13 protein-coding genes are annotated in these 13,723 nt (G+C 73.9%); 3 read left to right on the top strand and 10 right to left on the bottom strand.

Going from position 1 to position 13,723, the window contains the following annotated elements; translation table 11 throughout:
• The first annotated feature begins 113 nt into the window (after positions 1-113).
• The gene (locus ACWEO5_RS07860; RefSeq protein ID WP_452161141.1) at positions 114-1,295 is read left to right on the top strand and encodes an alpha/beta hydrolase; all 1,182 of its coding nucleotides are present in this window, start codon (positions 114-116) and stop codon (positions 1,293-1,295) included.
• A gap of 121 nt (positions 1,296-1,416) precedes the next feature.
• Here the strand turns inward: ACWEO5_RS07860 and folE are convergent, their stop codons facing one another.
• From folE to dacB, 6 genes are all read right to left on the bottom strand, one after another.
• The gene (folE, locus tag ACWEO5_RS07855; protein WP_452161139.1) at positions 1,417-2,022 is read right to left on the bottom strand and encodes a GTP cyclohydrolase I FolE; all 606 of its coding nucleotides are present in this window, start codon (positions 2,020-2,022) and stop codon (positions 1,417-1,419) included.
• A 125-nt stretch (positions 2,023-2,147) separates the two neighbouring features.
• A complete protein-coding gene (ftsH, locus tag ACWEO5_RS07850; protein ID WP_344554959.1) occupies positions 2,148-4,190 on the bottom strand; it encodes an ATP-dependent zinc metalloprotease FtsH in 2,043 nt (680 codons plus the stop codon).
• Between the two features lie 223 nt (positions 4,191-4,413).
• Entirely contained in the window at positions 4,414-4,953 is a 540-nt protein-coding gene (gene hpt / locus ACWEO5_RS07845; protein ID WP_033217699.1) for a hypoxanthine phosphoribosyltransferase, read from the bottom strand.
• Positions 4,954-5,031: 78 nt separating this feature from the next.
• A complete protein-coding gene (tilS, locus tag ACWEO5_RS07840) occupies positions 5,032-6,165 on the bottom strand; it encodes a tRNA lysidine(34) synthetase TilS (RefSeq protein ID WP_452161137.1) in 1,134 nt (377 codons plus the stop codon).
• A 243-nt stretch (positions 6,166-6,408) separates the two neighbouring features.
• Positions 6,409-7,581: a zinc-dependent metalloprotease gene (locus ACWEO5_RS07835; protein WP_452161134.1), complete on the bottom strand. Its 1,173-nt coding sequence runs from the start codon at positions 7,579-7,581 to the stop codon at positions 6,409-6,411.
• A gap of 276 nt (positions 7,582-7,857) precedes the next feature.
• Complete coding sequence (gene dacB / locus ACWEO5_RS07830; protein ID WP_452161132.1) at positions 7,858-9,429, bottom strand: D-alanyl-D-alanine carboxypeptidase/D-alanyl-D-alanine endopeptidase; 1,572 nt, start codon at positions 9,427-9,429, stop codon at positions 7,858-7,860.
• 77 nt (positions 9,430-9,506) lie between these two features.
• Between dacB and ACWEO5_RS07825 the strand changes: the two genes are divergently transcribed.
• Positions 9,507-9,998 carry an inorganic diphosphatase gene (locus ACWEO5_RS07825; protein WP_033217614.1) on the top strand — a complete coding sequence of 164 codons (492 nt, stop codon included), beginning with the start codon at positions 9,507-9,509 and terminating at the stop codon, positions 9,996-9,998.
• A 102-nt stretch (positions 9,999-10,100) separates the two neighbouring features.
• Here ACWEO5_RS07825 and ACWEO5_RS07820 read toward each other — a convergent pair whose 3' ends face one another.
• From ACWEO5_RS07820 to ACWEO5_RS07810, 3 genes are all read right to left on the bottom strand, one after another.
• A complete protein-coding gene (locus ACWEO5_RS07820; protein ID WP_344554949.1) occupies positions 10,101-10,328 on the bottom strand; it encodes a dodecin in 228 nt (75 codons plus the stop codon).
• A gap of 100 nt (positions 10,329-10,428) precedes the next feature.
• Positions 10,429-11,379 (bottom strand): asparaginase, encoded by a 951-nt coding sequence (locus tag ACWEO5_RS07815; RefSeq protein WP_452161130.1) that lies wholly within the window; start codon positions 11,377-11,379, stop codon positions 10,429-10,431.
• Between the two features lie 61 nt (positions 11,380-11,440).
• Entirely contained in the window at positions 11,441-11,962 is a 522-nt protein-coding gene (locus tag ACWEO5_RS07810; RefSeq protein ID WP_344554945.1) for an RsiG family protein, read from the bottom strand.
• Between the two features lie 348 nt (positions 11,963-12,310).
• Here ACWEO5_RS07810 and dtd point away from each other — a divergent pair, with 348 nt between their 5' ends.
• Complete coding sequence (dtd, locus tag ACWEO5_RS07805) at positions 12,311-12,742, top strand: D-aminoacyl-tRNA deacylase (RefSeq protein WP_344554944.1); 432 nt, start codon at positions 12,311-12,313, stop codon at positions 12,740-12,742.
• Positions 12,743-12,766: 24 nt separating this feature from the next.
• Here the strand turns inward: dtd and ygfZ are convergent, their stop codons facing one another.
• Positions 12,767-13,717: a CAF17-like 4Fe-4S cluster assembly/insertion protein YgfZ gene (gene ygfZ / locus ACWEO5_RS07800; protein WP_452161127.1), complete on the bottom strand. Its 951-nt coding sequence runs from the start codon at positions 13,715-13,717 to the stop codon at positions 12,767-12,769.
• Positions 13,718-13,723 lie beyond the last annotated feature (6 nt).

The raw sequence follows: 13,723 nt of genomic DNA, 5'->3' as shown, positions 1-13,723 counted from the left end.
CGGGGCACGCCGTTCGTACGTGCTTCCGACGCCCGGTCAGACTACCTCCACTCGCTGCCGACGGATCGTCAGATGACGATGGCGTGGCGGAAGTCGAGGAAGGACCGGGAGCCATGGAGCTGACCAGCCGGACACTGGTGTACGCGCTGAGCTCGGTGGCCGCCGCCACCCTGCTCGCCACCCTGTGGCTGTGGCCGCGGCTGTCCCGGCAGCGGCTGCTGCCGGTGCTCGGCCGGCTCGGGCTGCTGGCCGTCACCCAGGTGTCGGTGCTGGCCGTGCTGCTGCTGTCGGTGAACAACGCGTACGGCTTCTACAGCTCCTGGAACGACCTGCTGCGCCCCGGCGGCACCCCGCTCGTGCTGACCGCCGCGAAGGGCCCCGCCGCCGCCCCGGAGGGGGACGAGCTGGTGCGGCCCACCGACGAGGGCGGGCTGGAGACCGTCAAGGACGTGCTGCCCGAGGGCACTGCGGAGGAGGTCGGCCGGGTCGACTCGGTGCGGGTCACCGGCACCGCCTCCGGCCTGTCCGACCAGGTCTTCGTCTACCTGCCGCCCGAGTACTTCAACCCGCGCTACGCCCGCGAGCGCTTTCCGGTGCTGCTCGCCCTGGCCGGCTACCCCGGGTCCTCGCTGCACCTGGTCGAGGGGCTGCGGCTGCCGCAGACCGCCGCCGGGCTGCAGCACGACGGGCGGATGGCGCCGACCGTGATCGTGATGGCCCGCCCGACCGTCGCCCCGCCGCGCAACACCGAGTGCGTGAACGTCCCCGGCGGGCCGCAGGCGGAGACCTGGTTCGCCGAGGACGTCCCGGCGGCGCTGCGCTCCGCGTACCGGGTCAGCCGTTCGGCGGGCTCCTGGGGCGTGTTCGGCTACTCCACCGGCGGCTCCTGCGCGCTGCGGCTGGCGATGCGGCACCCCGACACGTACCGGAACGCGGCCGGGATGCACGCCGACTACACGGTGCCGAACGACCACTGGACGGACGGCGACCTGTTCCGCGGCGACCAGGACGCCGCCCGGCAGTTCGACCTGGACTGGCGGCTGAAGAACCTGCCCGCGCCGCGGGCCGACCTGCTGCTGGTCTCCACCCGGGCCGAGGACGACTTCCCGGCCACCCAGAAGTTCCTGGCCGAGGCCCAGCAGGTAGCGGCCGCCCACCCCGGGTTCCAGGTGGACTCGATCTTCCTGCCCGACGGCGGCCACTCCTTCGAGACCTGGCGGCGCGAACTGCCCGCCACCCTGGAGTGGCTCAGCGACCACCTCGACCCCCCGCCGGACCGCGAGCCGAGGTCCTGAACGCGGACCGGGGCGCCACCCCCGGCGAGGAGTGGCGCCCCGGCGTCCGCCGACGGGTCGTCAGCGGACGGTGCGTCAGCCACCGGCGCCGGCGCGGGGAGGCGCCCCGGCCGGAGGCGGCTCAGCGGCCGATGATGAGGCTCATCGCCTCGTTCCGGGTCGCCGGGTCGCGCAGCTGGCCGCGGACGGCGGAGGTGAGGGTCTTGGCGCCGGGCTTGCGGATGCCGCGCATCGACATGCACATGTGCTCGCACTCGATCACCACGATGGCGCCGCGCGGCTCCAGGATCCGCATCAGCGCGTCCGCGACCTGGCTGGTCAGGCGCTCCTGCACCTGCGGGCGGCGGGCGTACACGTCGACCAGCCGGGCCAGCTTGGACAGGCCGGTGATCTTGCCGCTCGCGGACGGGATGTACCCGACGTGCGCGACGCCGCGGAACGGCACCAGGTGGTGCTCGCAGGTGGAGAACACCTCGATGTCCTTGACCAGCACCATCTCGTCGTGGCCGAGGTCGAAGGTGGTGGTCAGCACGTCCTCCGGCTGCTGCCACAGGCCCGCGAATATCTCCCGGTAGGCGCGGGCGACCCGGGCCGGGGTCTCCAGCAGGCCCTCGCGGTCCGGGTCCTCACCGACGGCGAGCAGCAGTTCGCGGACGGCGTTCTCGGCCCGCTTCTGGTCGAACTCGCGGACGGGGGACTCACCGTCGAGCGTCACCGGATCGATCATGCGTGCCTCGCTGCTCGTCAGTCGGGAAAATCTCGGCAAAGAAGGTCGGTGCAGCACGAATGCCGCGCCTCCAGGGTACAAACCCCGGAAACGCGGCATCCATTCCGAACGGGTATTCGATCGGGTCAGCTCTCGACCTGGCCGCCGTCGACCGGCGGGAGCTTCACGACGTCCACCGGGTCGACCGGGGCGGCCGCGGCGCCGTTGGTCAGCGCCAGCTCCTTCGGCGACTGCACCGGCGGCCGGGTGGACGGGGTGCGGCGGGCCGACCCGGTCCACGCCGGACGCGGGGGACGCTTGATCACCGGAGTGAAGATCTCGGCGATCTGCTCCTTGTTCAGCGTCTCCTTCTCCAGCAGTTCGAGGACCAGGTTGTCGAGCACGTCCCGGTTCTCGACCAGGATCTCCCAGGCGTCGTTGTGCGCGGTCTCGATCAGCTTCTTGACCTCCTCGTCCACCAGCCCGGCGACCTCTTCCGAGTAGTCGCGCTGGTGGCCCATCTCGCGGCCGAGGAACGGCTCGGAGTCGGAGGAGCCGAACTTGATCGCGCCCAGGCGCTCGCTCATGCCGTACTGGGTGACCATGGCCCGCGCGGTGGCGGTGGCCTTCTCGATGTCGTTCGAGGCGCCGGTGGTCGGGTCGTGGAAGACCAGCTCCTCCGCCGCCCGGCCGCCCAGCATGTACGACAGCTGGTCGAGCATCTCGTTGCGGGTGGTCGAGTACTTGTCCTCGTCCGGCAGCACCATCGTGTAGCCCAGGGCGCGGCCCCGGGACAGGATGGTGATCTTGTGCACCGGGTCGGAGTAGTTGCAGGCCGCCGCGACCAGGGCGTGGCCGCCCTCGTGGTACGCGGTGATCTTCTTCTCCTTGTCGGACATGATCCGCGAGCGCTTCTGCGGACCGGCCACGACGCGGTCGATCGCCTCGTCCAGCGTCTGGTTGTCGATCAGCTTCTTCTCGGAGCGCGCGGTGAGCAGCGCCGCCTCGTTCAGCACGTTCGACAGGTCGGCGCCGGTGAAGCCGGGGGTGCGCTTGGCGACGGCCGACAGGTCGACGTCCGGCGCGATCGGCTTGCCCTTCTGGTGCACCTTGAGGATGTCCAGCCGGCCCTGGAGGTCCGGGCGGTCGACGGCGATCTGCCGGTCGAAGCGGCCGGGGCGAAGCAGCGCCGGGTCCAGGATGTCGGGGCGGTTGGTGGCGGCGATCAGGATGACGCCGCCCTTGACGTCGAAGCCGTCCATCTCGACCAGCAGCTGGTTGAGGGTCTGCTCGCGCTCGTCGTGGCCGCCGCCGAGGCCCGCGCCGCGGTGCCGGCCGACGGCGTCGATCTCGTCGACGAAGATGATCGCCGGGGCGTTCGCCTTGGCCTGCTCGAACAGGTCGCGGACGCGGCTGGCGCCGACGCCCACGAACATCTCGACGAAGTCGGAGCCGGAGATCGAGTAGAACGGCACCCCCGCCTCGCCCGCGACGGCGCGGGCCAGCAGGGTCTTGCCGGTGCCGGGCGGGCCGTACAGCAGCACGCCCTTGGGGATCTTGGCGCCGACCGCCTGGAACTTGGCCGGTTCCTGCAGGAACTCCTTGATCTCGTGGAGCTCCTCGACCGCCTCGTCGGCGCCCGCGACGTCCGCGAAGGTCGTCTTGGGGGTGTCCTTGGTGAGCAGCTTGGCCTTGGACTTGCCGAACTGCATGACCCGGGAGCCGCCGCCCTGCATCTGGTTCATCAGGAACAGGAAGACCAGCACGATGATCACGATCGGCAGCATCGAGAAGAGCAGGCTGACGAAGGTCGACTGCTTCTCGGGGCTGACCGTGTAGCCGTCGGCGATCTGGCCGTCGGCGTACTTGTCCTGGAGCTTCTTGGCCAGGTCGGCGGCCTGCTGGTCGCCGGTGTAGGACGCCTGGAAGCGGGTGCCGGACGGCGACTTGTTGTTCGAGCCCGCCTTCAGCTTCTGGCCGTCCTGCAGCTGGATCTTGATGAGGTTCGAGTCACCGGTGGTGAGCTGCGCCGACTTCACCTGGTTGTTGTCGATGGCACTGACGACCTGCCCGGTGTCCGCAGTCTTGTAGCCGCTCGAATCCGAGACGAGCTCCATCAACGCGAACACGGCGAGGGCGGCCAGCACGACCCACATGATCGGCGCACGGAAGTATCGCTTGACGTCCATCCATGCGGGGCGTCACCGCCCCGTCCCTCCTGCCAGTTCAACGGGCGCTGCTCGGCTGTGGGGCCTCGGCGCATCCGATATGTGCTCGTAAGACGAGCGTTTGATTGGACCGTACCGCAGCGACCCCCGGTCCCGGCGGGATCGCACCACGGTGCGGCCTATTTTCCTACCCCCGCTCAACGGGCGGGAACGGTGCCCTGTTCCCGCCCGTCGCCCGAACGGTTCAGCCGCCGTACACGTGCGGCGCGAGCGTGCCGATGAACGGCAGGTTGCGCAGCTTCTCCGCGTAGTCCAGGCCGTAGCCGACCACGAACTCGTTCGGGATGTCGAAGCCGACGTACTCGACGTCGATCTCCACCTTGGCGGCGTCCGGCTTGCGCAGCAGGGTGCACACCTTCAGCGAGGCCGGGCCGCGCGAGCCCAGGTTGCCCAGCAGCCAGGACAGCGTCAGGCCGGAGTCGATGATGTCCTCGACGATCAGCACGTCCTTGCCCGCGATGTCGGTGTCCAGGTCCTTGAGGATCCGGACCACGCCGGAGGACTTGGTGCCCATCCCGTACGAGGAGACCGCCATCCAGTCCATGGTCACCTGGCTGTGCAGGGCCCGGGCCAGGTCCGCCATCACCATGACGGCGCCCTTGAGGACGCCGACCAGCAGGAGGTCCTTCCCCGCGTAGTCCTGGTCGATCCGCGCGGCCAGCTCCACCAGCTTGGCGTCGATCTCGTCCTTGCTGATGAGCACCTTCGCGAGGTCTGCGCCCATGTCGTTCTGGTCCACCGGGGATACGTCCTCAAACGTTCGGGGTCTGGGTTCGGCGGCGCCGGTCCGACTGGTTCGTGCTCAGTCGCCCTGTCGCCGAAACACCAGCGTGCCACACCGCCGCACGGCTTCGACGCCCCCGGGTAGGTGCAGCGGGCCCTGGCCGCGCCAGCCGGTGACCAGCAGGTCCACGGTCTCCAGGTGCCGGGCGAACAGGTCACCGGCCGGGCAGCCCGCGCGCAGCGCCGCCCGGCGCAGCACCCGGCGGCGCACCGCGGGGGGCAGTTCGGCGAGCTTGCCGACGTCCAGGGCGCCGTCGGGGGTGCGCAGGTCGCGCTCGGCCAGGGCGGCCCACTGGTCGAGGGCGTCGGCGTCGTCGCGGAACAGGCGGGCGGTGCGGGCCAGCGCCTCGACCACGCCGCCGCCCAGGTGCTTCTCCAGCACCGGCAGCACCTCGTGCCGGACCCGGGAGCGGGTGTAGGCCGGGTCGGTGTTGTGCGGGTCGTCCCAGACCGGGATGGACTGCGCGCTGCACGCCTGCCGGGTGGCGGCCCGGTCCAGCTCCAGCAGCGGACGGCGGTAGCGGCCCTTCTGGGCGGGCATCCCGGCCAGCGAGCGGGCCCCGGAGCCGCGGGCCAGGCCCAGCAGCACCGTCTCCGCCTGGTCGTCGCGGGTGTGCCCGAGCAGCACCGCCAGCGCGCCGTGCCGCTCGGCGGCCAGGTCGAGGGCGGCGTAGCGGGCGTCCCGGGCGGCGTTCTCCGGACCGCCCCCGCGGCCCACCCGGACGGCGACCGCCTCCACCGGGTCGAGGCCGAGCTCGCGCAGCCGGACGGCGACCTGCTCGGCCCGCTCGCCCGAACCGTCCTGCAGGCCGTGGTCGACGGTCACCGCGCCGACCCGCAGGCCGAGCTTGGGTGCCTCGAAGGCGGTGGCGGTGGCCAGCGCCATCGAGTCGGCGCCGCCGGAGACCGCCACCAGCACCAGCGGGGAGCCGGGCGCGGCGGGCGTGCGGGGCAGGCCGGAGGGGTGCCGGCGGGCGTTGCCGATCAGCGTGCCGGGCACCGTCGCGGTGCCGGCCAGCACGGGCACCGGCACCGGCGCGGGCGTGCGCGGGCGGACCTGGCCGCCGGGGACGACGCCCGCCTCGGCGGCGAGCTCGGCGAGGGTACGGCGGACGGCGAGGCGTATCGCCGCGACAGCGGGGTGTGGGCCCATGGTTGGCACTCCTTGGCGGAGGGGGGTACGTCGGCCGCCTGTCAGCTCTCGGTCACCAGGCGCTCACAGATGGTCGCAGAATCCGGCCACCGCCCACGCCACCCGCGCCAACGGCGGATCCACCGTCCCACGTACGGGTGAATGGAGAAACGTTACGGCTGCCGCCAGGTGTACGACTCGCCAGGTTGACGGACCGGTCGCGACCGGACCCGGAGCGGTCCGGGAACGGCCCGGGAAACGCGCTCAACCGATCACCCGGGACACCCAGGACGCCGGGTCGTGGACCTCCTCCTTGGTCGGCAGCGTGTTCGGCGAGGTCCACACCCGGTTGAAGCCCTCCATCCCGACCCGCTCCACCACGCCCCGGACGAACACCGCGCCGTCCTGGTACTGCCGCAGCTTGGCGTCCATCCCGAGCAGCCGGCGCAGCGCCAGGTCGAGCCGGCCGCTGCCCCGGTCGCGGCGGCGCTGGAACTTCTCCCGGATCTCCGCCACCGAGGGCACCACCGCGGGCCCCACCCCGTCCATCACCACGTCCGCGTGGCCCTCCAGCAGCGACATCACCGCCGTCAACCGGGCCAGGATCTCCCGCTGCGCGGGCGTCTGCACCAGGTCCGTCACGCTGGCCGCACCCTCCCGGCCCTCCCCGCCCGCCCGGCGGCCGCCCAGGCCCGGCAGCGGCAGGCCGCCCAGCGCCTCGCGCAGCCGCTCCAGGAAGGCCGCCGGGTCGACGTCGGTCTGCGCCAGGAAGTCCTGCACCTCGGACTGGATGTGGTCGCGCAGCCACGGCACCGCGGTGAACTGGGTCCGGTGGGTCTCCTCGTGCAGGCACACCCAGAGCCGGAAGTCGTGCGGGTCGACGTCGAGTTCGCGCTCCACCTGGACGATGTTCGGCGCCACCAGCAGCAGCCGCCCGGGCGGCACCGCCAGCCCGCGCCGGGGCTGGTCGAACAGGCCCTCCGGACTGTCCGGGGCGCTCGGCAGCTCCGCCGGGGCGAAGGTCTCGTACTGGCCCAGCACCTTCGCCGACAGGAAGGCCAGCACCACGCCGACCTCCACCCCGGTCGCCTTCGCCCCCGCCGAACCGGCCGCCGCCGCGCCCCGGCCGCCGCCCTGCCGGCGGGCCGCCAGCTTCTCCGTCAACGGGCGCACCACCGTCCGGAAGCCCGCCACGTTCGCCCGCACCCAGCCCGGCCGGTCCACCACCAGCACCGGCGTCCCCGCCACCGCGGTCGACCCCATCCCGGTGTACTCGCGCACGTGCCGCTCGGCCTGCGCCGCGTGCCGCCGCAGCTCGGCGACGGCGGCCCGGGCCTCCTCCCGGCCGATCCGCGGCCCCGGCCGGGCGAGCCGCGTCGCGGTCGCCACCGCGAGATCCCAGTCGACCATCTCCGCACCGCCGCTCGCGCTCGTCATGCCCTCACCGTACGTGCTCGCCCCCTCCCGGGGGAGGGACCCGCGAACGGCGGGAGCCGCCGGACGGGCGGAGCGCGGGCCTGCGGCCGGCACGCGAGCGGGACGAGCGGGAGAAGCCGGACGGACGGAGAACGGGCACCCGACCGGCCCCCGACGGACTTCAGCAGCCGCAGGACGTCCCCCGCCCGCCCCCGCGCCACCCGCAGGGGCATCCCCTCGGGCAGCACCGAGCCGCCCGCAGGGCACCCCCGTCCTTCCCCGAGCCGCCGCAGGACTTCAGCAGCCGCAGGCGGCGATCCTGGCGACGATGCGGTCGACGGCGGCGCGGGCGGTGGCCGGGTCGGCGTCGGTGCGGGTCATCAGGGCGAAGGCCAGGACCCGGCCGTCGGCGTCCACCACGGTGCCGGCCAGGGTGTTGACGCCCTGGAGGGTGCCGGTCTTGGCGCGGACGATGCCCGCGGCCTCGCCCGCCCCGGACTTGGCGCTGAAACGGTTCACCAGGGTGCCGGAGAAGCCCGCGACCGGAAGACCGGTGATCACCGGGCGCAGCTCGGGGTGGGCCGGGGCGGCGGCCGCGGCGAGGAGCTTCACCAGGGTGACCGGCGGGATCAGGTTGGCCTTGGCCAGGCCGCTGCCGTCGGTGAGCAGCACGCCGTCCAACGGCACGCCGAGCGCGGCCAGTTCACCGGTCACGGCCTTCGCCGCGCCCTCGAAGCTGGCGGGCTGCTTCGCGGCGATCGCGGCCTGCCGGGCGACCGCCTCGGCCAGCGTGTTGTCGGAGGTGGTCAGCATCCGCTCCACCAGCCGTCCGATCGTCGGCGACTCGACCCGGGCCAGTTCGGTGGCGCCGGCGGCCGCGGTGGCCTGGGCGGGCTTGCCCCGGACGGTGATCCCCTCGGCCGCCAGGAGGGCCGCGAAGGAGTCGGCGGCCTGCCCGGCGGGGTCGAACACCCGGGCCGGGGCCTCGTCGGGCGAGCGCGGGTCGATCCGGCCCTCGTCGACCATCAGCGGGGTGACCGCGGCGATGTTCATCGCGTCGTGGTCGTGGTGCAGCAGCGGGCCGCTGTACAGCGAGGTGTCGTAGGAGAGCTTCACCTCGGTGCCGCCGGCGGCCTTCAGCGCGGCGGCGGTGCGGCGGGCCAGTTCGGCCATCGAGGCGGGGGCGCTGTCCCGGTCGACGGGGGCGCCGCCGATCCGGACCTGGTCGGCGGGCAGCGCGGTCAGGGTGGGGTCGCCGCCGCCGACCAGGGTGATCTCGCCGGGGGCGGCGCCCCGGACGACGGTGGTGGCGATCCGGTGCTCGGCGGGCAGCAGGGCGAGGGCGGCGACGGCGGTGGCGAGCTTGGTGGTGGAGGCGGGCGTGGCCGGGACGTTCTCCTGGGAGCCGAACAGGAACTCGCCGGTGGCGGCGTCGGCGACGGCGAAGTTCAGCGCGCCCAGCGCCCGGTCCTGAACGGTGTCGCCGAGCGCGGTGCGCAGCCCGCCGCCGGTCGGCGCCTTGCTGTCGGCGGCGTCCCCGGCGGCCAGCACCGGGCCCCTGACCGGCACCGACCGGTGCCGGTCGTCCCGGCGCTGCTGCCCGCCGTCGCCGCGGCCGCCGGCCTTCCCGCCGTTCCCGCCGTCGTCGCCGCCACCGTCCCGGCGGTCCCGGTCCCGGTCCTGGTCCTGATCCTGGTCCTGATCCGGGCCCTGGTGTCGGCCGTCGTCGGCGTGCCGGCTGTGCGCCGGGTCCGGCGAGGGCTGGGCCGCGGCCGGGTCCGCGAGCGTCGTGCCGGTCGCCAGCACCACTCCCAGCGCGGCCGCCAGCGCCGCCCTGCGACCCCGTCCCGCCCCTGTCCCTGATCTCACCGACCGGCCCCTTTCCTGAGCACACCCCGCCGTAGGAGACACTTGGATTCTGTCAGTCCCAACCCTTGGAGGAACCGTTGGAGTTCGACGTCCTGATCGAGATCCCGAAGGGCTCGCGCAACAAGTACGAGGTCGACCATGAAACGGGCCGGCTCCGTCTGGACCGCATGCTCTTCACCTCGACCCGTTACCCGGCCGACTACGGCTACGTCGAGGGCACCCTCGCGGACGACGGCGACCCGCTGGACGCACTGGTCATCCTGGAGGAGCCGACCTTCCCCGGCTGCCTGATCAAGTGCCGCGCCATCGGCATGTTCCACATGACGGACGAGGCCGGCGGCGACGACAAGCTGCTCTGCGTCCCGGCGACCGACCCGCGCTGGTCGCACCTGCAGGACCTGCAGGACGTGTCGGAGTTCGACCGCCTGGAGATCCAGCACTTCTTCGAGGTCTACAAGGACCTGGAGCCGGGCAAGTCGGTCCAGGGTGCCGACTGGGTCGGCCGGGCCGAGGCCGAGGCCGAGATCGAGGCTTCGATCAAGCGCCTGCAGGAGCAGGGCGGCCACTGAGCCGTACCGCCCCCAGGGGCACCCCGCAGCACCCGTGCGAGGGGCGGGAGTCCGGTCCGGACTCCCGCCCCTCGCGCGTCGCCGGGCTGCCCCGGCCGGTCGTCAGGCGTCGGCGCCGTCGTTGTCGTCGAGCCGGAAGCCGACCTTGAGGCCGACCTGGTAGTGCTCGATCGCGCCGTCCTCGATGTGGCCGCGGACCTGCACCACCTCGAACCAGTCCAGGTTGCGCAGCGTCCGGTTCGCCCGGGCGATGCCGTTGCGGATCGCGGCGTCCACCCCTTCGTGCGAGGTTCCGACGATCTCGGTGACCCGGTAGGTGTGGTCGGTCATGGCGTCTCTCCCTGTGCGGCGGCGGGTGGCTCCCCCGCCGTCCACCGTGCACCGAAGTGCCGCCCCGGGCATCCCGGCGTCCGCCGACGGTGGTCCGGGCTCAGAAGGCGGCGCGGACCTCGCCGACCACGTTGCCGCCGCCGTGCAGCGGGGCGGCGGCGATCCGCTCCAGCACCGGGTCCTGGACGCCCAGCCGGCGCAGCGCGGCGGCCAGCACCGGGCCGCGGGCCCGCTCCGCGCCGTCCTCGACCTTGAAGGCGAGGGCCCGGCCGTCGGGCAGCGCCACCACCTGGACGGCCTCGGCGCCCATCTTGGACAGCGCGCCGGGCACCGCCCGCATCAGCCAGGTGTCGGCCCGGCGGGTGCCGGCCACGTACTCGGGGTGGGCGCGCATCGCGTCGGCGACCCGGCGCTGCTCGGTGCCCGGGTCGGCGAGCAGCAGGGCCCGGTAGCCGCGGGCCAGGCCGGTGAGCGAGACGGCCAGCAGCGGGGCGCCGCAGCCGTCGGTGCCCAGGTGGGCGGCGCGCTCGCCGGCGGCCTCCTCCAGGGCGGTGCGGGCCAGCCGCTGGATCGGGTGGGCCGGGTCGAGGTAGGTCTCCAGGTCCCAGCCGTTGGCGGCGGAGGCGGCCAGCCAGGCGGCGTGCTTGCCGGAGCAGTCCATCAGGATCGGGGCCCGCTCCCCGCCGGAGCGCAGCAGTTCCTCGGCCTCGACGGCGTCCAGCGGCAGGTCGGCGGGCAGCCGCAGGGCGGCCTCGGTGAGCCCGGCGTCGGCGAGGAGCTTGCGCACGGCGGCGCGGTGGAAGGGCTCGGCGGAGTGGCTGGAGGCGGCCAGTGCGAGCTGTTCGCCGCGCAGGTCGAGGCCGGCCCGCAGGGTGGCCACGGCCTGGAAGGGCTTGGCGGTGGAGCGCGGGTAGACCGGAAGTTCGGGGGTGCCGAGCGAGAACTCGACGGCGCCGTCGGCGTCGAGCAGGACCAGCGAACCGCGGTGGCGGCCCTCGGTGAAGCCGGAGCGTATGACCTCGGCGAGGGCGGGCAGGGCGGACTGCGACACGGGTGGGTCTCCAGGGGCGGTGCGGGCGAGGGTGGGGTGGGCCCGGCCGCGTCCGCCCCGCTCAGCGCTCGCTGAGCAGGTCGTCGACCCGGGCCTCCCCTTCACGGTACCTGCGGGTGATCTCCGCCCCGCAGTCGTCCGCGGTGCGCTGGAGCGCCTGGCGGCGGCCGGAGACCTCGCGCTGGTGCTCGTCCAGCCGCTCGACGGCGGCCAGCAGGTCGGCGGTGGGGTGCGCGGCCAGGTCGGCCAGCTGGACGTCGCCCATCAGGGCGTCGGCCTCCAGCCGGTAGCGCTCGCCGCGCGGCGGGCCGAGGGTGACGTGCCGGGCCGGGCGGCGGGTCGCGGACGGGGCGTCGGCCAGGATGGCCGGGAGCCGGTCCAGCAGGGCGCAGGGGGCCTCGCCGGCGGCCTGCTGCGGGATGATCTCCCGGCGCTGGAGCTCGGCCCGCAGGATGTCCATCCGGCCGTGCAGCAGGCGGCGCAGGTAGGACAGGTCGGCCTCCTGCTCCAGGGCGTCCCTGCGGAGCACCCGCAGTTCCTCCAGGGCCAGGCCGGCCAGCCCGTCGACCGCGCTCACGTCCATCAATCCGACCACCTGCCGTAGTACCAGTGCCCGCCGGTAGCACGGGCCGCCCGCCTCCCAGGGTTCCCCCCGGCGGGCGGTGCCACTCGTGCGGGTGACGCGGTTCGCCGGGACGGCGGACGCCCCCGCGGGGCCCGGGTGGCCCCGGGCCGTCGGACAGCGTGCCACCCCGGGCCCCGGCGCCGCACGCCCGAGTACCCGAACGGCCCCCTGGCGAACACCCCTGGCTAGTACGAAGAATCCGCGCCACGGGTTCACCTGCACGAATCGGGGCGCACCACGTGCGACCCCGGCGCGCAACCGGGTGCCGTGCGCCCCCGGTGGACCCGTCCCGGCACAATGGGCGGCATGCGAGCAGTGGTGCAGCGGGTCGCCGGGGCGGCCGTGACGGTGGACGGCGAGACGGTCGGCGCGATCGAGGGGCCGGGCCTGTGCGTCCTGGTCGGCGCCACCCACGAGGACACCCCGGCGCAGGCCGCCCAGCTGGCCCGCAAGCTCTGGACGCTGCGGCTGTTCCCGGGCAGCCCCGAGCTCTCCTGCTCGGAGCTCGGCGCCCCGCTGCTGGTGATCAGCCAGTTCACCCTCTACGGCGACGCCCGCAAGGGCCGCCGCCCCACCTGGAACGCCGCCGCGCCCGGCCCGGTCGCCGAGCCGCTGGTGGACGCGGTGGTGGCCGAACTGCGGGCGCTGGGCGCGAAGGTGGAGACCGGGCGGTTCGGCGCCGACATGCGGGTCTCGCTGGTGAACGACGGGCCGTTCACCGTGCTGCTGGAGGTGTAGGTCCTACGCCCCGAGTGAGGACGATCAGACGATCGGATCCTGGGTGCCGGGGACGCCGTCGGCCAGCAGCACCGCGTCCACCGGGGTGTTGCGCTTGACCAGGGCCAGCGCGATCGGGCCCAGCTCGTGGTGCCGGGCCGAGGAGGTGACGAAGCCGACCGGGCGCTCCTGGCCCTCGACCCGGACCTCGGTGCCGTGCGCGGGCAGCTTCTCCTCGGTGCCGTCCAGGTGCAGGAAGACCAGGCGGCGCGGCGGGCGGCCCAGGTTGTGCACCCGGGCGACCGTCTCCTGGCCGCGGTAGCAGCCCTTCTGCAGGTGCACGGCGCTGCCCAGCCAGTCCACCTCGTGCGGGATGGTGCGGTGGTCGGTCTCGAAGCCGAGCCGCGGCCGGTGCCCCTCGACCCGCAGCGCCTCGTACGCCCAGACGCCCGCCGCCGGGCCGAACTCCTCGGCGGCCGCGGCGAGTTCGGCGCGCGGCAGGAACAGGTCGCGGCCCCAGGGGAGTTCGCGCACCGCGGCGGCCCGGTCGACCGGGGCGGTGGAGCCGGCGGGCAGGAACACCACGGCGTACTGCTCGGTGGCGTCGGCGACCTCGACCCGGTTCCAGAACTTCATCGACTCCAGGTACTTCAGCAGCGCGGGGACGCCGCCCGGCTCGACGTGGATCCAGGTGGTCTCCCCGTCGTCGACCAGGTAGAGCGCGTGCTCCACGTGCCCGTTCGGGGACAGCACCAGCGCCTCGGTGGCCTGCTGCGGCGGCAGTTCGCTGACGTGCTGGGTGAGCAGCAGGTGCAGCCAGCTCAGCCGGTCCGGGCCGGTCACGGTGATCACGCCGCGGTGCGACAGGTCGACGAAGCCGCGGCCGGCGGCCAGCGCGCGCTGCTCGCGGAACAGGTCGCCGTAGTGGGCGGCGACCCCCTCGTCGGGACCTTCGGCCGGGACGGCGCCGGGCAGGGCAAGCAGCGGGCTCTTCATACCCGC

Source organism: Kitasatospora sp. NPDC004272, from assembly GCF_053603035.1.
Note: the sequence above shows the minus strand (reverse complement) of the source record. Positions and strands in the feature narration are given on the sequence as shown.